Genomic DNA, 23311 nt, shown 5'->3' on the forward strand with positions numbered 1-23311 from the left:
CCATCTCACTCAGAACTTAAATCCACGGTGTAAGGCCACAATGCCGCCGGTCATATTGGAGTAAGTGGTATTTTCAAAACCGACGTCGTTCATCATCGCTTTCAGGGTTTCCTGATCGGGATGCATACGGATCGATTCGGCCAGATAGCGATAGCTCTCAGCGTCCTGCGCCACCAGTTGCCCGATGCGCGGCAGAATATGGAAGGAGTAAGCATCATAGGCTTTGCTCAGTGGATCGATCACCGGTTTGGAGAACTCCAGCACCAGTAAGCGTCCGCCCGGCTTCAGCACACGGAACATCGAGGCCAGCGCCTTCTCTTTTTCCGTTACGTTGCGTAAACCAAAGGAGATGGTGATGCAGTCGAAGTAGTTATCCGGGAACGGCAGGGCTTCTGCATTGGCCTGGACGTAATTGACGTTACCGACCACGCCAAGATTGCGCAGTTTTTCGCGGCCCATCTTCAGCATCGAACTGTTGATATCAGCCAGTACAACCTGGCCGGTTTCGCCCACCAGGCGAGAAAATTTAGCCGTCAGATCGCCGGTACCGCCGGCCAGATCCAACACGCGCTGTCCGCGACGTACGCCGCTGCTGTCAATGGTAAAACGCTTCCAGATACGATGGACGCCAAAGGACATCAAATCGTTCATCAGGTCATATTTTGCCGCTACGGAGTGAAACACATCCGCAACTTTGTCGGCTTTTTCGCTTTTGGCGACCGTCTGAAAGCCAAAATGGGTGGTTTCCTGCTGTGATTCATCTGCCATCGGTTTTACCTGCTCCACAAACAATACTTCCCGAAGTGTATCAGAGTCACGGAAGTCAGGCACGCTACGCCCATACTATTCGTGGAGGCGTCTCACACGCATGTCACTGTCATCCGTATCGTCGTCATGATCCGGCTCTTCGGCAGCCGGATGTTCCGGCATTGCCCGCTCCACCAGCTGAGGATTAATCGAACGTTTAACCTCGACCCCCAGCGCACGAAAACCTTCCGTCTGCGCAATCAGGTTGCCGCGCCCTTCGGCCAGCTTTTTCATCGCTTCACGGTAGCTGATTTGCGCCTTATCCAGACTGTGACCAATGCCGCTCATGTCATCGACAAACAGCCGCATCTTGTCATACAGCCGGGTCGCCCGATCGGCGATACGCTGCGCATTGCGACTCTGATGCTCGTAACGCCACAGATTATTAATGGTACGCAGCGCCACCAGCAGCGTGGTCGGGCTGACCAGCATAATGTTTTGCTGCAGCGCCTCGCCAATCAGCTCTGGCTGGCGATCGATCGCCAGCAAAAAAGCTGGCTCGACCGGGATAAACATCAACACATAATCGAGCGATCGTAAACCGGGCAATTGTTGATAATCTTTACGTCCCAGCAGGCGAATGTGGCTGCGCATCGCGCTGACATGTTCCTGAATCGCCTGCTCACGCTCAACCTCATCTTCCGCGTTGAAATAACGTTCGTAGGCGACCAGCGTCATTTTGGCATCCACCACCACATCTTTTCCCTGCGGCAGACGAACAATCACATCCGGCTGCATCCTGCCCTGCTGCTCCGACTGAATGCTGACCTGGGTTTCATACTCATGACCTTCACGCAACCCGGAGGCTTCCAGTACCCGGCTGAGCACTACTTCACCCCAGTTGCCCTGAATCTTGTTGTCGCCTTTCAGCGCTTTGGTGAGGTTGAGCGCTTCCTGCGCCATTTGCGCATTAAGCTGCTGTAACTGGCGGATTTCGTGGGTCAGGGTATGCCGTTCACGCGCCTCCGCGCCGAAGCTCTCATGCACCTGGCGGCGGAAGCCATCCAGCTGTTCGCGCAGCGGACCAATCAGGCTGTCCAGGCTCTGGCGATTCTGCTCATCGACGCGGCGGCCGCTGTTTTCAAAGATTCGGTTGGCAAGATTTTCAAACTGGGCGCTGAGGCGTTGCTCGCTGTTGGTCAGCAGACGCTGCTTCTCTTCGGCAGCGAAGCGGGTCTCTTCAAGGCGGATGGTCACTTCTCGCAGTTCTGCTTCCTGGGCACTGTTAACCTCCAGCTGGTTGCGCAGTTCCCGATTAAGCTGTTCGCTTTCGTTGCGCCAGTAGTCGAGCTGTTGCAGACGCTCATTGGCGCCGCTCAGCGCGCCATGCAGCTGACGTAACTCCTGTTCACGCTGCTGTGCCTGCTGCTGAAGCTGATCCATCTGCTGCTGCTGGCGCTGCTGCGCCTCTTCCAGCAGACGGCGTTCGGTTAAGAAACTGGCGGCCTGATGCCCGGCACGTAACTGTGCCAGCATCCAGCCAATCCCTGCTCCGGCGAGCGCCAGGCAGACGCTGATAATGATGTGCTGATCCATGATTTCCCCGCGACTCAAGCTGCTGAGGGAAAAGGTAGAGTCGCACTGTATGAATGTCCAGATATATTTACATGCCCTCAACCACTTAGCGCACGGTCACCGTCAGCTTTCCGGCCTGCCACTCATCAATCAGGAAATAGGGCATCGGCAGCAGCCATTGGCCATTTTTCACCTGAGCCGGGTAGTGCCAGCTTTTGCCGTCACCGCTCATTTCTATCTGCTGACGGGCACCGTCGGCGGCATGGGATTGACCGGTGAGGCTGGCAAAGCCGACATTACTGCCGACGTGAAATCGGGGCATCTGCCAGCGCACTGGCGGATGTGCTGGCCACGGCTGCGCCTGATGAAAATGAAACAGTTCATCATGGTTGAGAACACTTTCACGCACCGTTGGCCACAGCGCCGTCTTGAGGAAAGACTGATCGGTAAAGCGTTCGCTGCCGCGGTATTGCGCAATAAATTCGCGCATGGTCTGTTCGACCTGACGAAAAACACCGTGACAGCCGCCCCACATGCCGGCCAGCAGCAGTTCGGTATGGGAGAAGTAGTCGCGCATATGATGGAACCAGTAAGGCGACGCCAGCCAGGCGTTGACCGCCGCCACCTCGCGCTCGGAGAGCAACGAGTCGGCATCGCGGACGATAAAGCGTTTCACGCCGGGATCGTCCATCACCAGAAAGCGCCACAGCGTCGGGAACAACGTTTTTTCGTGGGACATATCGATCCGCTGAACGTGCGGTTGATCGAGCCGTTGCCAGACATGCTGCGGCACGCTGTCATCCAGATAGATGCGACACACCCAGCCCGGATAGAGCTCAGGCGCCACCTCAACGTTTTTAATCAGGGTTTCGCAGTAACGCGGCTGGTCACCATACAGGCTGAAGGCGATCACATTCTGCTGCGGCTGGCTGAGGTCGATCGGCTCGGGCTGCGCAGCGGGAAACGCAACCCGCGCGCCCTGCCGGAAACGGGCGTCCGATTGCTGCAACGATTCCAGGCCGTAACGCGTCACCTCATCCTGCTTATCCAGCCAGCCACACACTTCGGTCAGGCCATCCAGCCAGGTGTCTGACGCGGTAGCGCGCACCGCCGGTGGCGACTGGTAAATTTTCTGGTAGGTTTTGTAGGCTTTGTGATGCTGACCGAGACGCATCAGACAGAGCGCGTAGTCGCTGAGTACCTGCATCTGATGGGGCTGATAGCGCAGCACCTCTTCGCAGTAGCGGGCTGCCTGCGCATAATCACCCTGCTGCATGGCGGCGCGAAACTGTGCGGCACTGCTCTCAAGACGGGCATTGAGCGCAACGGGATTCAGGTTAACGGCGGGACGACGAACGGGAATAGTCTTGCGCATCAGGCACTCTCAGCTTCCGTTGAAAGGCTGCGCCGGGGCTATCCGGCAGCAGGCTGGCCTTATGTCCGGCCGTTAACCTGCTGCCTGACAGTAAGGGTTATAACAAGCGGCGAGCCGCTTCAACCACAATTTTTACCGCATCGCTTTCGGTCTGTTTCATCGTCACCGCATCCGGGATCTCTTTCTGGGTACGGTTAACGATCACGCCCGCCACCATGCCGGCTCGCAGCCCCTGGCTGGCGCACATGGTTAACAGTGTAGCGGATTCCATCTCATAGTTGAGGACGCCCATCTCCTGCCACTCTTTCATCGATCCCTGGAAGCGATTCACCACTCGCCCGGAGAAGGTGTCGTAGCGCTCCTGGCCTGGATAGAACGTGTCAGAAGAGGCGGTGATGCCGATATGAGTCTTCGCGCCACAGGCTTCTGCTGCGGCCACCAGCGCCGTGGTACAGGCAAAGTCGGCCACGGCCGGGAACTCCATCGGCGCGAAATGCAGGCTGGCGCCGTCAAGACGCACTGACCCGGTGGTCACCAGCACATCGCCAACGTTGATGTGCGGCTGGATAGCGCCGGTGGTGCCCACGCGCAGGAAGGTGCGTACGCCAAGCTGCGCCAGCTCTTCAACCGCAATAGAGGTGGAAGGGCCGCCGATGCCGGTTGAGCAGACCACCACCGGTTTGCCGTCCAGCTTAGCCAGCCAGCTGGTAAATTCGCGGTGTGAGGCCAGATGCGTGGCATCCTCCATCAGTCCGGCAATCTTCTTCACGCGCTCCGGATCGCCGGGCACAATCGCCAGGGTGGCGCCCTGCAGATCGGCTTTCGTCAGGCCCAGATGGAAAACGTCAGACTGTGTCATTTCAGACTCCTGTTAAGGGAAGGTAGCGCGTCACTCTACGTCAGCACGCCCGATAAATATGTGACAGCATTCACCGAAGAAAATGAAAGTTACATTTATCACCAAAAACAATGTGATGTTTATCACAATATCACATCGGTTTCGCTGACATTGGCTTCGCCGGGGCTGTGTCGGCCTCATCTCAGTGTTAAAGAGGTGGATGGTATTGTCCGCTGCTGACTCTGTTACCCGACGTCTGGCTCGCACGGTGTCCGGCCAGGCTATAGTTACGTGATTGCGCCATTGCTTGCACGGAGAGAATAATGAAAACCAGTGATAATATGACACAAAAAGCCGCGGCAGGGACCTTTGCGCCTGCCGTTCTGCCCACCGCTTCTACCACCATTATTACCGACAGTCCGGCGATTCACGCCGGTGAGACCTCAGTGCCAAGCCAGGGCGAAAATATGCCCGCCTTTTATGCCAGACCGAAATCTGCCGACGGTCCGTTACCGGTGGTGCTGGTGGTGCAGGAGATCTTTGGCGTCCATGAACACATCCGTGATATCTGCCGCCGTCTGGCGCTGGAAGGCTATCTGGCTATCGCTCCGGAACTCTACTTCCGCGAAGGCGATCCCAACGATTACCACGATATCCCGACCCTGTTCAGCGAGCTGGTGAGCAAAGTGCCCGATACACAGGTGCTGTCCGATCTTGATCATGCGGCCAACTGGGCGGCGCGTAACGGCGGCGATATCCGGCGTATGGGCATTACCGGGTTCTGCTGGGGCGGCCGCATCAGCTGGCTCTATGCGGCGCACAATCCGCAACTGCGCGCGGCCGTCGCCTGGTATGGACGTCTGACCGGCGATCGGACCATGAAGCAGCAGAAGCATCCTATCGATGTCGCCGTCGATCTTAGCGCCCCGGTGTTAGGTTTATACGGTGGCCAGGATGAGGGGATTCCGCTGGAGAGCGTTGAGCAGATGCGTCAGGCGCTGCACGCGGCCAATGCCACCGCGGAGATCATCGTCTATCCCGAAGCCGGACATGCCTTTAATGCTGACTACCGTCCGAGCTACCATGCTGAATCTGCCAGTGATGGCTGGGCGCGGATGCTGGCCTGGTTCAGGCAGTATGGCGTCGCATCGCAATAAGCAAAAAAAGGGGCGCTGTGCGCCCCGATATCGTATCAGCCTCGCCGTTCTGACCCGTTTTTATGCTGTTTCATCACGCAGCTTCTTCGCCGCCGTCACCATGTTTGCCAGCGCCTGCCGCGTCTCGGTCCAGCCGCGCGTTTTCAATCCGCAGTCCGGGTTCACCCACAAACGCGCTTCCGGAATCCGCTTCGCCGCTTTCCGTAACAGCGCTTCCATCCACTCGACGCTCGGTACGTTAGGCGAATGAATATCGTAGACGCCCGGACCGATTTCATTCGGATAGTCAAAGTGTTCAAACGACGCCAGCAGATCCATGTCGGAGCGTGAGGTTTCAATGGTAATCACATCCGCATCCAGCGCCGCGATAGAATCCATGATGTCGTTAAACTCGCAGTAACACATATGGGTGTGAATCTGGGTTTCATCCCGCGCCACCGCGGCATTCAGGCGGAAAGCCTCGACCGCCCAGCTCAGATAGGCAGCCCAGTCAGACTGATGCAGCGGCAACCCTTCGCGCAGCGCTGGTTCATCAATCTGGATAATGCCAATACCGGCTTTTTCCAGATCGGCGACTTCATCACGCAGCGCCAGCGCAATCTGTTTCGCGATGGTTTCACGCGACACATCTTCGCGCGGGAAAGACCAGCACAGAATCGTCACCGGGCCGGTCAGCATCCCTTTCACCGGCTTGTCGGTCAGCGACTGGGCATATTTCGCCCATTCAACGGTAATCGCTTCCGGCCGGCTGACGTCACCGATGATCACCGGCGGTTTCACGCAGCGTGAGCCATAGCTCTGTACCCAGCCATTCTGGGTAAAAACAAACCCATCCAGATGTTCGCCGAAGTATTCCACCATGTCGTTGCGTTCCGCTTCGCCATGTACCAGCACATCCAGCCCCAGCCGCTCCTGCTCAGCGATCGCCTGTCTGATGTGCTCAGCGATGCCGGTGCGGTAATGATGGCTGTCGAGGCGGCCCTGTTTAAAATCGAGACGCAGGCCGCGAATTTCCGGCGTCTGCGGGAAAGAGCCGATAGTGGTGGTTGGCCAGGCAGGCAGATTAAAGCGCTGGCGCTGTGCTTTTGCCCGCTCGCTGTAACGGCTGTGACGTTCGCTGTCCTGCGGCGTGATGGCCTGCAAACGCTGACTGACCGCGGCATTATGCACGCGACTGGAGTGCGCACGGGCCCGAATCGGCGCGCTCCAGGCCTCCAGTGACGCGGCATCGTTGCGGTTGAGCGCCTGCGTCAGCAGTGAAAGCTCGGTGCATTTCTGCAGCGCGAAGGCGAACCAGCTTTTCACTTCCTCATCCAGCCGCGTCTCGACGCTCAGGTCGATCGGACTGTGCAGCAACGAGCAGGAGGAGCCAATCCACAGCTGCGCGCGCTGGGCGATCAGCGGCTGCAGACGCGTAAACCAGCGGCTCAGATCGGCACGCCAGACGTTACGTCCGTTGATCACCCCCAGCGACAGCAGCCAGCTGGCCGGTAATTGCTGATTCAGTTGCTGAATATCATCCCGGCCGTGTACCAGATCGACATGCAGCCCCTGCACCGGCAGCTCACGGATCACCTCAATGTTCTGTCCGATGCTGTCGAAATAGGTGGTCAGCAGCAGTTTACTCTGCCCCTGTAGCGCATCAAAGGCGGGCCTGAACGCCTCACGCCATGACTGCGGCAGCTCCAGCGCCAGCGCCGGTTCATCAATCTGCACCCATTCGATGTCACGTTTCGCCAGTTCCGCCAGGACCTGCTGGTAGACCGGCAGAATCGCCTGCAGCAGCGAGAGGCGGTCAAACGGCTCGCCTTTCACCTTACCCAGCCACAGATAGGTGATCGGTCCCAGCAGCACTGGCTTGATGTTGTGGCCCAGCGCCAGCGCCTCATCGACTTCATCCAGCAACTGGGTCCAGGCCAGTCTGAAAGTCTGGCCCTGGGTGAACTCAGGCACGATGTAGTGGTAGTTAGTGTTAAACCATTTGGTCATCTCAGCCGCCGCCGCCGGCTCACCGGTCGGTGCCCGGCCACGGCCCAGACGAAACAGCGTATCCAGATCAACCGAACCGTCTTTATTCTGATGGCGCGCCGGCACGTTGCCCAGCATCAGGCTGGTGGTCAGCACATGGTCGTACCAGGCGAAGTCACCCACCGGCAGCAGATCGATGCCCGCCTCTTTCTGTTGCTGCCAGTGACGCGCCCGCAGCTCACGGCCCACCGCCAGCAAATCCTGCTGGCTGCTGTTACCGGCCCAGTAGCTCTCCTGCGCTTTTTTCAGTTCGCGACGCAGGCCAACACGGGGAAAACCGAGGGTATGGTTGAGGATTGTCATTCGCTGTTCTCCAGATAATCTTTCACTTTGGCTGACAGCCAAAGATGTTTAGCCGTCCAGATGTTTACACCGCTATAATCTGCGGGTACTGTATGTTCCTCAAGCGCAATATGTTCATTTTCGATGTGAAGGACTCTCATGATCGAACTCAAGCACCTGCGGACGCTTCAGGCTCTGCGTAATACAGGTTCGCTGGCGGCGGCGGCATCCCAGCTTCATCAGACGCAATCGGCGTTGTCCCACCAGTTCAGCGATCTGGAACAGCGGCTGGGATTCCGCCTGTTCGTGCGTAAAAGTCAGCCGCTGCGCTTCACGCCACAGGGCGACATCCTGCTGCAGCTGGCCGAACAGGTGCTGCCGCAGATCCAGCAGGCGTTGCAGGCCTGCCATGAACCACAGCAGACCACCTTACGAGTGGCGATTGAGTGCCATAGCTGCATCCAGTGGCTGACGCCAGCGCTGGATAATTTCCGTCAGAGCTGGCCGCAGGTGGTGATGGATTTCAAATCAGGCGTCACCTTTGATCCGCAGCCTGCGCTGCAGCAGGGCGAGCTGGATGTGGTGCTGACCTCCGATATCCTGGCGCGCTCCGGGCTGTTCTATTCGCCGATGTTTGATTTTGAGGTGCGACTGGTGCTGGCACCGGATCATCCGCTGGCGCAGGTTGAACATATCGCACCCGAGGATCTGGCCGACGAGGTGCTGATGATCTATCCGGTGCAGCGTCAGCGCCTCGATATCTGGCGTCACTTCCTGCAACCGGCTGGCGTCAGCCCGGCGCTGAAAAATGTCGATAACACCCTGCTGATGATCCAGATGGTCTCGGCGCGGATGGGCATTGCGGCGCTGCCGCACTGGGTGGTGGAGAGTTTTGAGAAGCAGGGACTGGTGGTGACCAAAACGCTGGGCGACGGGCTGTGGAGCCGTCTTTATGCCGCAGTGCGCGATGGCGAGCAGCGTCAGCCGGTGCTGGAAGCCTTTATCCGCTTTGCCCGCCAGCACGCCTGCGAACATCTGCCCTTTGTGCGGGATGCGCTGCAGCCTGCCGCGTTAATGCAGCGGTAAGTCGCGAGGTACAAACCTGCGCGAGCAACAGTAAAATCCCCTATAATGCGCAGCCTGTCGACTGACCATGAGAAGATCTCACCATGACTAACAACGATATTCTGCGCAGCGTGCGCTATATGCTCGATCTGAGCGATGCCAAAATGGTGGAAATTTTTGCGCTGGCGCAGTGTGAAGTCCCGCAGACGGATATCCAGGCGTGGCTGAAAAAAGATGAAGATGCCGCGTTTCGTCCCTGCCCCGATGTGCTGATGGGCTACTTTCTTAACGGCCTGATCTTTTACCGTCGTGGCAAAAGTGAAGAGATGCCGGCTCCTTCCATTGAGCGCAAGATGAATAACAACATCTTTATGAAGAAGTTGCGCATCGCCTTTGATCTGAAAACCACGGATATCCCTGAAGTGCTGAAACGCGCCAGTTTCACCGTTTCGCAGGCAGAAATCGGTGCGATTTTCCGCAAACCTGACCACAAAAATTACCGTGAGTGCGGCGACCAGATTCTGCGTAACTTCCTGAAAGGCCTGGCGATGATTCAGCGCCCTAAGAATGGGAAGCCTGCCTGATATCGTGTCATCCCGTCGGCAATAGAGCGCTGCTGCGTAAAGCCGGCGTCAATGCATCTCTGGAGCGCCAGCCGCCGTTTTTGTCCCGGCGGCGGACGCTATACTTCTCAGCCCGCCCTCTCCTCTTTCATGTTCGCTCTGATCCCCGGTTTAACCGCGATGATGCTGTCACCCCTCCAGGGCTGGCGCGTCAGAAGAGCGAAGCGTCCGGGCCGGATGGCCCGGCCGACCCACAGGGAGGTGAGATTCCTTGCGATCAGGCGCGCCAGCCCGGAAGGCCGCACCTATGCAACAGCCGCTATTTACCGGTATCAGCGCACCCATTTCACCTTATAACCGGTCACTGCGCCCCACCACCCAGCGCTTATGCACCCACAGCGAGGCGAGGATCACCAGCGCGCCGGCGATAAAGCTCGGCCAGTGCGGCTTCTCCTGCCAGATCGCCAGGTTAACCAGCAGTCCGGCGGGGACGTGCATGTTATTCATGATGCCCAGCGTGCCGGCATCAACCTGGGTCGCACCATAGTTCCACATAAAGTAGCCGAGACCCGAAGCGGCCACGCCCAGCCAGACCAGAATGCCCCATTGCAGCGAGGTGGTCGGGAGTTTCTGCGGATTGCCCCAGATGAACCAGGCGATGACCGCAATCACCACTGCGCCAAGGTAGAACCAGGAAAAGGCGGTGTGCTGCGGCATCGGACGGGTCTCCTGCAGACGCTTGTACCCCACCATACCGGCAGCAAAGCAGATGTTCGCCAGCTGCACCAGCAGCAGGCCAACCCAGAAATTATCGCTGACCTTGTCATAGCGGATAATGGCCGCCCCGGCGACCGCCAGCAGCGCGCTGAAGATATAGCCGATCCGCAGCGGACGACGGCTAATCAGGTCATAGATCAGGGTCACATAGAGCGGCGTCATCACCGTAAACAGCAAAAATTCCGACACGCTGAGATAGAGGTAGGCTTCAAAGCTCAGCAGATACATCACTCCTAACTGCAACATCCCGACCAGCATATAGAGCAGCAGAGTTGAGGGACGGTAACCGCGCCAGCGCAGAAAAGGCAAAAAGACTATTGCGGCCAGCGCCAGGCGCATCAGTACAGAAAACCAGCTGTCCACCTGGCCGGCAAGATACTCGCCAATCAGGCTGAACGAAAAAGCCCACAGAATAGTGGTGATGATCAATAAGAACACGGTAACGACCCCGAAGTTAACAGAGTGTCAGTGTAAACAATGTGCTGTCGATCGGCTGCACTATCTGGTTTACATCCGATTACTTTTAAAGCAAACAATGCGCAACTGCTGCAACAGCTCAACCCCGCTGTAACATCCCCGTCTCCTGCTGGCGACGTTTTTCCCCGAATGCGCGAAATAAACCATATGGTGATCACTTTCGCTCGGCGCTGTAATAAAACTGTAACAAATGTGTCACGCATCACAGTAACGTCAGGTCACTAATTTTATTCTTTGCGCGAAATGGAACATCACGTCGCCATTTCTTTTTGTCTTTTTTTGACCCCACCGCTGGGAATGTAAAAAACCATAATGTGCCCTGGAGGGCCTCACTGATGCTGAGTATTTTTAAACCTGCACCACGTCAGCCGCAGGTAGCAGCGGATCGCGTCGATCCGCTCTACCGTCGTCTGCGCTGGCAAATTTTTATTGGGATCTTTTTTGGCTATGCCGCCTACTATCTGGTCAGAAAAAACTTTGCGCTCGCGATGCCCTATCTGGTCGAGCAAGGCTTTTCACGTGGCGATCTCGGTTTCGCCCTGTCAGGCATTTCGATCGCCTATGGCTTCTCGAAATTCATCATGGGCTCAGTGTCCGATCGCTCGAATCCGCGCGTCTTCCTGCCAGCCGGACTGATCCTGGCCGCGGCGGTGATGTTGTTTATGGGATTCGTGCCCTGGGCCACCTCCAGCATTATGGTGATGTTCGTGCTGCTGTTTGTCTGCGGCTGGTTCCAGGGCATGGGCTGGCCACCGTGCGGTCGTACCATGGTGCACTGGTGGTCGCAGAAGGAGCGCGGCAGCATTGTCTCGGTGTGGAACTGCGCCCATAACGTCGGCGGCGGCCTGCCACCGCTGCTGTTCCTGCTTGGCATGGCGTGGTTCAACGACTGGAAAGCGGCACTCTATATGCCCGCCTTTGGTGCCATCCTGATTGCGCTCTTCGCGTTTGCCCTGATGCGCGACACGCCCCAATCCTGTGGCCTGCCGCCGATCGAAGAGTATAAAAACGACTATCCGCCAGATTACGATGCCAGTCATGAAGAGGAGTTAACTGCTAAGCAAATCTTCATGAAATATGTGCTGCCTAACAAACTGCTGTGGTACATCGCGCTGGCGAACGTTTTTGTCTATCTGCTGCGCTACGGCATTCTCGACTGGTCGCCGACCTACCTGAAAGAGGTGAAGCACTTCACGCTGGATAAGTCCTCCTGGGCCTACTTCCTGTATGAGTATGCCGGTATTCCGGGCACGCTGTTATGTGGCTGGATGTCAGACAAAGTGTTTCGCGGTAACCGCGGGGCCACCGGCGTGTTCTTTATGACGCTGGTGACGATCGCCACGGTGATTTACTGGCTGAACCCGGCGGGCAATCCTGGCGTTGATATGGCCTGTATGATCGTGATTGGTTTCCTGATTTATGGTCCGGTGATGCTGATTGGCCTGCACGCGCTGGAGCTGGCACCCAAGAAAGCCGCCGGCACCGCCGCAGGTTTTACCGGCCTGTTTGGTTATCTGGGCGGTTCGGTGGCGGCCAGCGCCATTGTCGGTTACACCGTTGACTACTTTGGCTGGGACGGCGGTTTTCTGGTGATGATTGCCGGCTGCGTACTGGCGGTGATCCTGCTGTTGCTGACCATGGTCAGCGAGCATAAACACAAGCAGAAACTGGCCTGACGGCAATAAAAAAGGGCCGGTTAACCGGCCCTTTGTTTGCGCGATATCCTCAGGAAAGGTAGAGCGTGCGCAGCGTCTGTGGCACCGCATCATCGGCATTCGAACCGATCACATCCAGCTCCGGCAAGGTATCTTTCAGCCGCTGATGGGCGTTCTGCATGATATAGCCCTTACCCGCCATGCTCAGCATCTCCACATCATTCATGCCGTCGCCAAAGGCGATACAGCTATGCAGCGTATGGCCCAGCTGCTTCGCTACGGCCTCCAGCGCATGCCCTTTCGATACGCCACCCGCCATCACTTCGAGGCAGGTCGGCAGTGAAAAACTGACGTTAACCCGATCGCCCCAGCGCGCTTCAATCGCCTGCTCCATCGGGATCAGATGCTCAGGATCTTCACAGGTAAAAAAGACTTTACTGATGTTATCGGTCGGCAACAGACCCGGTTCATAGACCTGATAGTTGAATACCGATTCACGGAAGTAATCCTGCTCAGCGGGACGGGAACGGCTGACAAACCACTCATCATCACGGTAAACATGGGTCAGAATATCGCTGTGATGATACTGCAGACCAAACAGATCATTCGCGATGTCTTCGTCCAGGTTATGGCTGAACACCAGCTCGCCCTGAGCATTATGCACCCGTGCGCCGTTGGAAGTGATCATGTACGCCGGGATAGCCAGGCTATCGCGCATCTGTCCGACATCAATATGATGGCGGCCGGTGGCAAACACGAAATGAATATCCTTTGCGACCAGCTGTTGCAGCGTTTCGCGCGCAAAAGGCGTCAGGCGATGTTCGGGAGAAAGCAGCGTGCCATCCAGATCGGATGCAACGATGTGGTACATGAAAACCTCGGGTATCTGATTCTGCTGGCCGGAGCCAGTCGGATAATGAACGTCAGCGATGCGATGAAAAAAAGTCGATCACTGCATTAAGCGCTTCGGCGCGCATGTTGTCTTTTTCAAACAGGATCTCATGACGCGCACCGTTAATCACGCGCGGTTTATTCCCTTCGCACGGATGACCTGCCGCCGCCATGGCAGCACAAAAGAGATCCTGCGAGCGGTTATCCACCACCTGATCATCACTGGCCTGCAGCAACAGCAGCGGCGTAGTGATTTTATCGGCCTGGCTGATGATGTTGCGACCCGCATGAATGCCTTCGCGCACCCAGTGATACGTCGGGCCACCCACGCGAATCGCCGGATCGTCCGCATAAAAACGCAGGCTGCGGCGATAACGCTCGGCGCTGTGCGTCAGCCGGTTGATGCCAAACGGATGCGCACGCCAGCGTCCGGTACCCAGCGCGTAGCCATCACGCAGTGCCGGCCGTTTCTCAGCCCAGTCGAGGATCCGGTGCGCCAGGAAAGAGGGCAACGGCAGCGCAATGCCAAACATCGGTGCCACCAGCGCAACCGCATGGAAAGCCTGCGGCTGGCGCGCCAGAAACAGCGTTAAAATCGCCCCGCCCATAGAGTGGGCCAGTGCATAACGCTGCTGGTAGTGACCGCTGACAATCTCTTTTAGGTAGAGCGTTTCCAGATCGTCGACGTAGTGGGTAAATTCAGCCACATGACCACGGTGTGAATCTTCCAGCAGACGATCGGATCGGCCCTGACCGCGATGATCGAGGATCACCACGTCGAAACCACAATGAAACAGATCGTACGCCAGCTCAGGATATTTTATGTAACTCTCAATGCGGCCAGGCACGATCAGGATGACACGCCGATGTTGCGGGGAGGTGAAACGCACATAGCGCAGGGTGAGATTCCCGACGCCGATAAACTCACGTTCCTCACGGCGGTGCCAGAAGTCGAGCAGCGGCCCGGTGGCAAAGGCAGCAAAGGCTTTTTCTCGTTGCAACCAACTGGCTTTATGTTGATTCATTCGCCCCCCTGATGGCCGGAAAAAAGAGTCTTTAATGCGGTACGTCGGCCATAGCGCCGCGCTTATTTCTGGCGTATTGTGTCACAATTCTGCCGCCAAAGAGAGCGCAACCCATGACCATCGAATGGTGGCTGACCTATCTGCTGACCACCACAATTTTAAGCCTGTCGCCCGGTTCCGGCGCAATCAACACCATGAGTACCGGCATCAGCCACGGCTATCGCGGCACGGTGGCCTCTATTTCCGGTTTGCAGGTCGGCCTGGCGTTGCACATCGTGCTGGTGGGTATCGGTCTGGGGGCGCTGTTTTCCCAGTCGCTGCTGGCGTTTGAAATCCTGAAATGGGCCGGTGCCGCCTATCTGGTGTGGCTCGGCATTCAGCAGTGGCGGTCCGCGGGCGGCATCGATCTTGATGCGGTGGCTAAAGCGATGCCACGCCGTCGCCTGTTCAAACGCGCGGTGCTGGTCAACCTGACCAACCCGAAAAGCATCGTTTTTCTTGCCGCGCTGTTTCCGCAGTTTATCCAGCCACACCAGCCGCAGCTGATGCAGTATCTGGTGCTGGGCGTCACCACCGTGGTGGTCGATATTATCGTGATGATTGGCTACGCCACGTTAGCGAAGCGCATTGCAGGCTGGATCAAAGGGCCGAAGCAGATGAAGCTGATGAACCGTATTTTTGGCGGGCTGTTTATGGCGGTGGGTGCGCTGCTGGCCAGCGCCAGAAAAATCGCTTAATCCCTGACGCGCCGACGCACTCAGGTCGGCGCGAAAGATTATCCCTTCTTCCCCTTCTTCGCTACGGCGCTGTCAGTGGCACCGCACGCAGTACCATCATGCCCGGTTTTGAACGCATATATTCCCTGAATGGCGTATCGACAACTTTGCGATTGGCGGCCAGGGAGGAGGCGTTCCTGAACCACAACTGACCATCATGCCGGACAGCAATCCCCACATGGGAGACATCCAGCCCCTGCTGTGTGGCGTAAACGCCCACATAATCGCCGGTTTGGATCTGCTCCAGCACCTGAGGTGTGATTGCCTGGGCCGGGATGTAGGTAATGTGGCGTGATATCACACCCAGGCCCGGCACCCGTTCTGTTCCGTTGGCCTGATGATTGAGTTGCTTCACTACCGTCACCGCCTGTGGGCTGAGGGTGCGGGTGATGTCATTGGCATTGCGCGGACGGTCAGCGAACCAGTCGGAGAAAAAGTGGCGTCGCTTCAGATAGCTGACCTCACCGTCAACGTAGCGGGTTCGAATCAGGTTAGCCTCAAAGCTGGCGCGATCGTGGCTGCGGTTCAGCGCCTGCACGTAATCCAGCAGCGTGAAACAATCGACACCGTTGAAATTGATCACCAGCACTTCAGGGGTATCAGGCGAACCTGTCAGCATATTCGCTTGATAGGGTGTCCCGAGAAAAGCAGCAGAAATCTGGCTAATCCTTTCACCCTGCTGCTGATCTGACGTCGGAAGCCCCTGCGCCAGGATCACCGACACTTTATCCGCTTTCGCCGATTCAGGGGCTCGGTAATCGGCAGCATCGTGCGAGGCGCAGGCGCTGAGACAAGCCGTCACTAATAGCAATAACGCGGTGTTGACTCTCATCATCCTCTCCATGAAAAAACAGTCCGCAGACCTGACCTTACCGGAGGTGATGGTTTCATTGATTAACCAATAGTGACTATTTATCTGCGGTTACAACAGCGCGCCATCGGCAGACGCCGAGCGTAACAGCCGTCACTCAGATGAAATATCGGGGAGAGGAGAAGTGAAGTGTATGCCGGATGCGCCACGCGCGCTCCGGCATAACCTGGCGTGATTAGCGAGAGATGATCAGATGAAGACCAAAGCCAGCAAACAGCACGCCTGCCATGCCATCCACCCACTTGGCTAACCGCTGATACTTATTGCGCATCCACGGCATCGCGAAAATGGCAGCCACCAGCGCGAACCAGGCAAAGGTTTCGCCGACAATCAGTAAAAACAGCCCCCAGCGCTCCGCTGCACCGACGTCGTCACCGACAAACAGGGAAAATACGCTGCCGAAGTAGATGATCGCTTTCGGATTCGACAGATTGGTCAGCAGCCCTTTGATAAAGCTCATGCCGCGTTTCGGCAGCTCAACCACCGGCTCATCCTGCTGCGGCTGTTTGTGACGCTGACGCGCTGAGCACATCAGCTGCCAGCCCATCCACAGCAGATAAAGGCCGCCGCCGACCATAATGATCTGATGCAGCCAGGCCATTTTCTCCAGAATCAGATGCAGGCCCATCAGCGCCACACCGGCCCAGACTACAATCCCGAGCGTAATGCCCAGCACGCCCATCATCGCCTCTTTGCGCGAACGGCTGGCGGCAGTCTGAGACACGAAAAAGAAATCGGGGCCGGGGCTCATCAGAGCCACCAGATGAACCAGCGCCACGGTAGCGAATAACATCAGCATATGCAGTGTCCTTTACTCTTCATCATCAAGGTGCTCTTTGATCATCACCAGGAAAGGTTTGCCAAAGCGCTCCAGTTTACGGTGGCCGACGCCATTGACGCTGAGCATCTCTGAGGCGCTGACCGGCATCTGCTCGGCCATTTCGATCAGCGTGGCGTCATTGAACACCACGTATGGCGGAATATTCTCTTCATCAGCAATCGCTTTGCGCAGCTTACGCAGCTTGGCAAACAGTTTGCGATCGTAGTTACCGCCGTGAAACTTCGCCGGACTGTTGCTTTTCGGCCTGGCGGTAATCAACCGCGGAACCGCCAGCATCAGCGGCACTTCACCACGCAGCACCGGCCGTGCCGCTTCGGTCAGCTGCAGCGCCGAGTGCATGGCGATGTTTTGCGTGACCAGCCCCAGATGAATCAGCTGGCGTAACACGCTGACCCAGTGCTCATGGCTCTGATCTTTGCCCAGCCCGTAAATCGGCAGTTTGTCGTGCCCGAGCTCGCGGATTCGCTGGTTATTGGCTCCACGCAGCACTTCGACAATATATCCCATGCCGAAACGCTGGCCGACGCGATAGATACCGGAGAGCGCTTTTTGCGCCTCAACCAGACCGTCGTAGCGCTTGGGCGGATCGAGACAGATATCGCAGTTGCCGCACGGCTGCTGCCGGCCTTCACCGAAGTAGTTGAGTAGCACCAGACGGCGACAGGTCTGCGCTTCCGCGAAGGCCCCCATCGCGTTGAGCTTATGACGCTCAATATCCTGCAGCGGACCCGGCGCTTTCTCTTCGAGACATTTGCGCAGCCACGCCATATCCGCCGGATCGTAGAGCATCATCGCCTCAGCCGGCAGGCCATCACGCCCTGCTCGTCCGGTTTCCTGATAGTAGGATTCGATGTTGCGCGGAATATCGAAATGTACCACAAAGCGAACGTTGGGCTTGTTGATGCCCATCCCGAATGCCACCGTGGCGACCACGATTTGCAGATCGTCGCGCTGAAACGCTTCCTGCACCCGGGCGCGCTGCTCGCTGTCGATTCCGGCATGGTAGGCACCCACGCTCAATCCACGGCTTTGCAGGCGTGCGGCGGTGTCTTCGACCTTCGCCCGGCTGTTGCAGTAAATGATGCCGCACTTACCGCGCTGATCCTGCACGTAACGCAGCAACTGCTCGGTAGGTTTGAATTTCTCGACCAGCGTATAGCGAATATTGGGGCGGTCGAAACTGCTGATCTGAATCAGCGGGTCCTGCATATGCAACAGATTAACGATATCGTTGCGGGTGGTTTCATCGGCGGTAGCGGTCAGCGCCATCACCGGCAGCTCCGGGAAGCGCTGACGCATCCGTCCCAGCGCACCATACTCCGGACGGAAATCGTGGCCCCACTGGGAAATACAGTGCGCTTCGTCCACCGCCAGCATGGCGGGCTGCCAGTGCGCCAGATTTTCGAGGAAGTTATCCATCATCAGGCGTTCTGGCGCGATATAGAGCAGCTTAACCCGACCGGTGCGGCAATCCGCCATCACCGTCTGCTGCTGCTCACGCGTCATGGTCGAATTGAGGTAGGCCGCCGCCACGCCGTTGGCCAGCAGTTGATCCACCTGATCTTTCATCAGCGAGATCAGCGGCGAAACCACCAGCGTCAGCCCGTCGCGTACCAGCGCCGGGATCTGATAGCACAGTGATTTACCGCCGCCGGTCGGCATCACCACCAGACAGTCGCGCCCGCTCAGCGCCTGGTTAATGATTGTCTGTTGACCGGGACGAAACTGCTGGTAGCCGAAGGTATCCTGCAATACCTGCTGCGCCAGCGCTTCCTGATTAAGGACTGCCGAGGTTGCCACGCTATTCCTGTCTTACGTAATTGATTAGAACAAGTCGTTCAGCGTTACGCCGACACCCAGACGGGTCTGACGATGGTCGTAATCGATCAGCGATTCGCCATAGCCGCTAAATACCTGCGTATAGAAGCGAACGTGCTCCGAGATCGGATAGCTCCAGCCAAACGTCGCGCCGCCATAACCGCTGTTCCAGTTATAGTTGCCTTCTACACTGAAGATACTATCGCCGAGCATGTAACCCAATTTGGCGCGGTAGTAACCCATATATTTGGTGATATCGGGATTATCATCGCTGCTATCCCCTTCCGGAATGCGGTACCAGGGTTTGATCTCCGCCATGAAGTTGCCGTTCTGCGCCATCAGACGCGTATAGACGCGGTTCCAGCTACGTGAAGTGGGGTCGCTACGGCCATTGGATTCATGGTTGAGACCCACCTCAACATCACGCAGGGTCCAGCCCGCGAACGAGTAATCGGTCGCCCAGCCCAGGAAAATCTGCGGCTCATAGTTGGTTTCACGAAACGGGGATGACTCACCGCGATTCGACAACTGCCACCAGGAACGCTGCGTATAAGAGGCCGCCAGCACCGAATTATCACCCAGGATACCGCGCCACAGCGGGAACGCCAGGCTGAGCTGGAATTTTACCTCATCCTTACGGGCATTTTCAGCCCAGTTATAGGAGGAGATCGCCTCTTTATTGAGATCGCTGGTATAGGTATAGAGAAGATAGTTGTTCTCATAAGGATAGAGAACAAACGGGTTGTCATGCTTCTCCAGCAGGTTAGCGATAATGCTGCCACGCACCTGCGGCGCGTCATGAACATCTTTAACCTGAGCTTCGTCCGCCTGCGCCAGTGCAGGAAGTAATACCATAGCCGCCAGCAAGGCGCGATGCTTACGCATAAAATTCTCCGGTGAGCGCTGCGTAGTAAAAAGTACCGAAAGGGTGTGTTAAAAAGCAGGCCATTCTACACACAAATGGCAATGATGATGAGAGCTGATTTCTTAAACTGGAAACCCCCTCGCGAGCGGCATAGAATACACAGCTCATTAACATTACGCGCCCCTCTGGCCCGAATTTTTCAGGACACCGCATCATGTCATCACTCGTGCTGACGCAGCAGGAAGCTCGCCAACTGGTTGGCGAAATTTTCGTGTATCACATGCCGTTTAATCAGGCGTTAGGCCTGGAACTGACGCGGCTGGAGGCTGACTATGCCGAAATCAGTTTTGCCAACAAAACCATGCTGGTCGGCAACACCGCACAGCAGATTTTGCACGGCGGGGTGATCGCCTCGGTGCTGGACGTCGCGGCGGGCATGGTATGCGTCAGCAATGCGCTCACCCGCCAGCAGAGCATCAGCGAAGAGGAGTTACGTCAGCGTCTCTCCCGCATGGGCACCATCGACATGCGCGTTGATTATTTACGGCCGGGACGCGGTGAACGCTTTACCGCCACCAGCAGCCTGCTGCGCGCCGGCAATAAAGTCGCGGTGGCCCGCGTCGAATTACACAACCAGCAGGGCGATTATATCGCCACAGCAACCGCCACTTATCTGATCGGCTAATTTTGCCTGACAACGGAACTGACATGGATACGCAACAAACTCGCCAGGGCGTCGGCTTTGCACTGGGTGCTTACTTTATCTGGGGTATCGCCCCGGCTTATTTCAAACTGGTGAAAGCCGTTCCGGCAACCGAGATCATGACGCACCGGGTTATCTGGTCAGCCCTGTTTATGCTGATCCTGATCTCCCTGACCCGCAGCTGGCCTGGCGTACGCAGCGTGCTGCGCCAGCCGAAAAAAGTACTGTTGCTGGCGATCACCGCGCTCACTATCGGCGGTAACTGGCTGCTGTTTATCTGGGCAGTCAATAACCAGCATATGCTGGAAGCCAGCCTCGGCTACTTTATTAACCCGCTGATTAACGTGGTGTCCGGCATGCTGTTTTTGCGCGAGCGTTTTCGCCGCTTACAGTGGCTGGCGGTGTTGCTGGCTACCGTCGGCGTGCTGGTGCAGCTCTGGCAGTTTGGTTCGCTGCCGATTATCGCGCTGGGTCTGGCGCTAAGCTTTGCCTTTTATGGCCTGCTGCGTAAAAAGATTCAGGTGGATGCGCAGAGCGGGATGCTGATTGAGACCCTGTGGCTGTTTCCGCTGGCGGCCATCTACCTGTTTGGCTTTGCCGACAGCGCCACCAGCCACTTATCCGCCAATCCGCTGAGCCTGAACCTGAAGCTGGTGGCGGCCGGTATTGTTACCACCATTCCGCTGATGCTGTTCGCCGCTGCCTGTAGCCGCCTGCGTCTCTCCACCGTCGGTTTCTTTCAGTACCTGGGCCCGACGCTGATGTTCGTGCTGGCGGTGGTGTTCTACGGCGAGACTATCACGCCAGACAAAATGGTGACCTTTGGCTTTATCTGGCTGGCGCTGCTGGTGTTCGTCTGTGATGCGGTGGCATTTTCATTCCGTGGCCGGCCGCGCATAGCGTGAGATAAAGCGCGCCATCGCCGGGCCGGTCAGCAGGATGGTGAACAGCCGCAGCGTCTGTAATGCCATCACAAATGCCATGTTGACCTGGGTGCCGGCAGCAATAATCGCCACCGTGTCCAGCCCCCCGGGACTGGTGGCGAGATAGGCCGTCATCAGATCGATATGCAGTACCCGCGTCAGCATCCACGCCAGCCCACCACAGAGCAGCATCAATCCAAAGATTGACGCCAGCATCTGCGGCAGCGTACGTAATGCCAGCAAAAAAACCGGTCGGGTGAAGCGCAGCCCGACGCTCCAGCCGATCAGGGCGTACGCCAGCGCCAGCAGCCATTCCGGCACCTGCAAAACCGCTATTTCACTGCTGTGCAATGCCGCACCGGCCAGCGCCGGCAGCAATAAGGCACCGGAAGGAATACGCAGCCGGGTGCCGAGCCATGCCCCTATCAGCATGACCGCCAGCGTCACCGCAAAACCGCGATTCAGCGGCGGGAACCAAATCGTCGAAATGCTGTGGGCTGCATCGCCCAGCCCGATTCGCGCCACCATCGCGGCCGCCGTCGCGACAAACAGCACCCGCAGATACTGCATAAACGCCACCAGCCGCACGTCAGCACCAAAATCACCGGCCATCGCCACCATCGCTGAGGCACCGCCCGGTGACGATCCCCATGCGCCGGTCGGGCCGGGCAGATGACTGAAGCGAACCAGCAGAAAACCCGACAGCCCGCTGGCGGCCAGCGTCAGCAGCAACACCGCCAGCACCACCGGCCAGTCCTGAATCAGCGGCGTCAGAATTGAAGGCGAAAGGCTCTGCGCAATCATGCAGCCCAGGATCGCCTGAGCCAGCAGAAACAGCCGTTTATCAATTCGCAGCGTGGCGCCGGACAGCCCCATCACCACTCCGACAATCATCGGCCCCAGCAACAGCGCGGCGGGCAGGTGAAAAAATTGCAGCACGCCGCCCAATAGCACCGAGCTTAATAACAGCAGTGTCCATTGTGCGCGCAACGAGAGAGCGTCCATAAGAAGTTAATAATTTGTAAAAAGAGGGGAGTAGATTACGCAGAAATGCAGACCGGGACCAGCAAAACGGGCCGTATCAGACGACCCGTTGCACGCTTTATAACCAGTTTTTACGTTTGAAGTAGAGGTAGGGTGCCAGACCCGCCAGAATCATCAGGCCGATGGCGGCCGGATAACCAAAGCTCCACTTCAGTTCGGGCATAAACTCAAAGTTCATGCCGTAGCTGGAGGCGACCAGCGTTGGCGGCAGGAACACCACCGATACCACCGAGAAGATCTTGATGATGCGGTTCTGTTCGATGTTGATAAAGCCCATCGCCGCCTGCATCAGGAAGTTTACCTTCTGGAACAGCGACTCGTTGTGCGGCAGCAGCGATTCGATATCGCGCAGGATTTCACGCGCCTGTTCCAGCTGATTGCCCGGCAAACGCGCTTTACGCACCAGGAAGTTGAGCGCGCGCTGGGTATCCATCAGGCACAGGCGCACCTTCCAGCCGATATCTTCCAGTTCGGCTAAGCGGGACAGCGCCAGATCGTACTCTTCGCCCTGCTGACCTTCCATGATCACCCGGCTGAGTTTTTCCAGCGCGCTATAGATGTTTTCAATCTCATCCGCCAGCTGTTCGATTTTGGTTTCAAACAGGTCGAGCAGCAGTTCGAACGCATTGCCGTCAATCAGGGTCTGGTTGCGGGCACGCATACGATAGAGCCGAAACGCCGGCAGTTCGCGTTCACGTAGCGTGTAAAGGCGGCCTTCACGAATGGTGAACGCCACGGTGGAGTTACCGGCGTGATCTTCCGCATCTTCATAAAAGAAGAAGGAGTGGATATGCAGGCCATCTTCATCTTCGAAGAAACGTGCTGAGGCCTCGATATCTTCCAGCTCAGGTCGGGTTGCCAGGCTCTGACCCAGCTCCGATTGCACCCGTTCACGCTCACCCTCTTCCGGTTCGATCAGATCGACCCAGACGGAGGTGGTCAGTTTGTCGTTTTCGTCTTCCAGCTCCAGACGCGTCAGGCGGCTGTGATCCAGTTTAAATGCGCTCAGCATAGC

General features: G+C 57.2%; 21 protein-coding genes. 7 read left to right on the forward strand and 14 right to left on the reverse strand.

Going from position 1 to position 23311, the window contains the following annotated elements:
• Nucleotides 1-9: 9 nt before the first annotated feature.
• The 4 genes from ubiE to udp form a co-directional block, all read right to left on the reverse strand.
• Complete coding sequence (ubiE, locus tag WFK59_RS19340; protein WP_094120807.1) at nucleotides 10-768, reverse strand: bifunctional demethylmenaquinone methyltransferase/2-methoxy-6-polyprenyl-1,4-benzoquinol methylase UbiE; 759 nt, start codon at nucleotides 766-768, stop codon at nucleotides 10-12.
• Nucleotides 769-843: 75 nt separating this feature from the next.
• Nucleotides 844-2343, reverse strand: a complete 1500-nt coding sequence (rmuC, locus tag WFK59_RS19345) for a DNA recombination protein RmuC (protein ID WP_233985629.1) — start codon at nucleotides 2341-2343, stop codon at nucleotides 844-846.
• An 85-nt stretch (nucleotides 2344-2428) separates the two neighbouring features.
• Nucleotides 2429-3697, reverse strand: coding sequence for a tetratricopeptide repeat protein (locus WFK59_RS19350; RefSeq protein ID WP_336756903.1), 1269 nt, complete (start codon nucleotides 3695-3697; stop codon nucleotides 2429-2431).
• A 97-nt stretch (nucleotides 3698-3794) separates the two neighbouring features.
• Nucleotides 3795-4556, reverse strand: coding sequence for a uridine phosphorylase (udp, locus tag WFK59_RS19355; RefSeq protein ID WP_031375022.1), 762 nt, complete (start codon nucleotides 4554-4556; stop codon nucleotides 3795-3797).
• A 302-nt stretch (nucleotides 4557-4858) separates the two neighbouring features.
• Between udp and WFK59_RS19360 the strand changes: the two genes are divergently transcribed.
• Entirely contained in the window at nucleotides 4859-5692 is an 834-nt protein-coding gene (locus tag WFK59_RS19360) for a dienelactone hydrolase family protein (RefSeq protein ID WP_233985631.1), read from the forward strand.
• Nucleotides 5693-5752: 60 nt separating this feature from the next.
• Here WFK59_RS19360 and metE read toward each other — a convergent pair whose 3' ends face one another.
• Complete coding sequence (metE, locus tag WFK59_RS19365) at nucleotides 5753-8023, reverse strand: 5-methyltetrahydropteroyltriglutamate--homocysteine S-methyltransferase (protein ID WP_233985632.1); 2271 nt, start codon at nucleotides 8021-8023, stop codon at nucleotides 5753-5755.
• Between the two features lie 138 nt (nucleotides 8024-8161).
• Between metE and metR the strand changes: the two genes are divergently transcribed.
• Together metR and WFK59_RS19375 are read left to right on the forward strand one after the other, a co-directional pair.
• On the forward strand, nucleotides 8162-9088 hold the full coding sequence (gene metR / locus WFK59_RS19370) for an HTH-type transcriptional regulator MetR (RefSeq protein ID WP_233985633.1): 927 nt from the start codon (nucleotides 8162-8164) through the stop codon (nucleotides 9086-9088).
• An 83-nt stretch (nucleotides 9089-9171) separates the two neighbouring features.
• Nucleotides 9172-9651 (forward strand): DUF1456 family protein, encoded by a 480-nt coding sequence (locus WFK59_RS19375; RefSeq protein WP_336756907.1) that lies wholly within the window; start codon nucleotides 9172-9174, stop codon nucleotides 9649-9651.
• Between the two features lie 330 nt (nucleotides 9652-9981).
• On the opposite strand, the gene WFK59_RS19380 is transcribed toward WFK59_RS19375, so the two are convergent.
• On the reverse strand, nucleotides 9982-10845 hold the full coding sequence (locus WFK59_RS19380; RefSeq protein WP_233985635.1) for a carboxylate/amino acid/amine transporter: 864 nt from the start codon (nucleotides 10843-10845) through the stop codon (nucleotides 9982-9984).
• Between the two features lie 374 nt (nucleotides 10846-11219).
• Here WFK59_RS19380 and glpT point away from each other — a divergent pair, with 374 nt between their 5' ends.
• On the forward strand, nucleotides 11220-12560 hold the full coding sequence (gene glpT, locus WFK59_RS19385; RefSeq protein ID WP_336756908.1) for a glycerol-3-phosphate transporter: 1341 nt from the start codon (nucleotides 11220-11222) through the stop codon (nucleotides 12558-12560).
• 49 nt (nucleotides 12561-12609) lie between these two features.
• Here glpT and yigL read toward each other — a convergent pair whose 3' ends face one another.
• Nucleotides 12610-13410, reverse strand: coding sequence for a sugar/pyridoxal phosphate phosphatase YigL (gene yigL / locus WFK59_RS19390; RefSeq protein ID WP_233985638.1), 801 nt, complete (start codon nucleotides 13408-13410; stop codon nucleotides 12610-12612).
• A 52-nt stretch (nucleotides 13411-13462) separates the two neighbouring features.
• Complete coding sequence (pldB, locus tag WFK59_RS19395) at nucleotides 13463-14455, reverse strand: lysophospholipase L2 (protein WP_233985639.1); 993 nt, start codon at nucleotides 14453-14455, stop codon at nucleotides 13463-13465.
• A gap of 113 nt (nucleotides 14456-14568) precedes the next feature.
• On the opposite strand from pldB, the gene rhtB reads away from it, so the two are divergent.
• Nucleotides 14569-15192 (forward strand): homoserine/homoserine lactone efflux protein, encoded by a 624-nt coding sequence (rhtB, locus tag WFK59_RS19400; protein ID WP_336756911.1) that lies wholly within the window; start codon nucleotides 14569-14571, stop codon nucleotides 15190-15192.
• Between the two features lie 61 nt (nucleotides 15193-15253).
• On the opposite strand, the gene WFK59_RS19405 is transcribed toward rhtB, so the two are convergent.
• The 4 genes from WFK59_RS19405 to pldA all read right to left on the reverse strand — a co-directional run bounded on the left by WFK59_RS19405 (nucleotide 15254) and on the right by pldA (nucleotide 19646).
• The gene (locus WFK59_RS19405) at nucleotides 15254-16063 is read right to left on the reverse strand and encodes a DUF1460 domain-containing protein (RefSeq protein WP_336756913.1); all 810 of its coding nucleotides are present in this window, start codon (nucleotides 16061-16063) and stop codon (nucleotides 15254-15256) included.
• A 214-nt stretch (nucleotides 16064-16277) separates the two neighbouring features.
• Complete coding sequence (gene rhtC, locus WFK59_RS19410; protein WP_233985641.1) at nucleotides 16278-16901, reverse strand: threonine export protein RhtC; 624 nt, start codon at nucleotides 16899-16901, stop codon at nucleotides 16278-16280.
• Between the two features lie 12 nt (nucleotides 16902-16913).
• A complete protein-coding gene (recQ, locus tag WFK59_RS19415; protein ID WP_233985643.1) occupies nucleotides 16914-18743 on the reverse strand; it encodes an ATP-dependent DNA helicase RecQ in 1830 nt (609 codons plus the stop codon).
• A 24-nt stretch (nucleotides 18744-18767) separates the two neighbouring features.
• The gene (pldA, locus tag WFK59_RS19420; RefSeq protein WP_233985644.1) at nucleotides 18768-19646 is read right to left on the reverse strand and encodes a phospholipase A; all 879 of its coding nucleotides are present in this window, start codon (nucleotides 19644-19646) and stop codon (nucleotides 18768-18770) included.
• 194 nt (nucleotides 19647-19840) lie between these two features.
• Here pldA and WFK59_RS19425 point away from each other — a divergent pair, with 194 nt between their 5' ends.
• Complete coding sequence (locus tag WFK59_RS19425; RefSeq protein WP_233985645.1) at nucleotides 19841-20311, forward strand: thioesterase family protein; 471 nt, start codon at nucleotides 19841-19843, stop codon at nucleotides 20309-20311.
• 23 nt (nucleotides 20312-20334) lie between these two features.
• Nucleotides 20335-21234 carry an EamA family transporter RarD gene (rarD, locus tag WFK59_RS19430; protein WP_336756915.1) on the forward strand — a complete coding sequence of 300 codons (900 nt, stop codon included), beginning with the start codon at nucleotides 20335-20337 and terminating at the stop codon, nucleotides 21232-21234.
• Here the strand turns inward: rarD and WFK59_RS19435 are convergent.
• Both WFK59_RS19435 and corA read right to left on the reverse strand, forming a co-directional pair.
• On the reverse strand, nucleotides 21205-22257 hold the full coding sequence (locus tag WFK59_RS19435; protein ID WP_233985648.1) for an AbrB family transcriptional regulator: 1053 nt from the start codon (nucleotides 22255-22257) through the stop codon (nucleotides 21205-21207). The genes rarD and WFK59_RS19435 overlap by 30 nt on opposite strands.
• 97 nt (nucleotides 22258-22354) lie before the next feature.
• Nucleotides 22355-23308 (reverse strand): magnesium/cobalt transporter CorA, encoded by a 954-nt coding sequence (gene corA, locus WFK59_RS19440; protein WP_233985649.1) that lies wholly within the window; start codon nucleotides 23306-23308, stop codon nucleotides 22355-22357.
• Nucleotides 23309-23311 lie beyond the last annotated feature (3 nt).

This window comes from Pantoea sp. USHLN298, assembly GCF_037149395.1.
GTDB lineage: Bacteria > Pseudomonadota > Gammaproteobacteria > Enterobacterales > Enterobacteriaceae > Pantoea > Pantoea astica.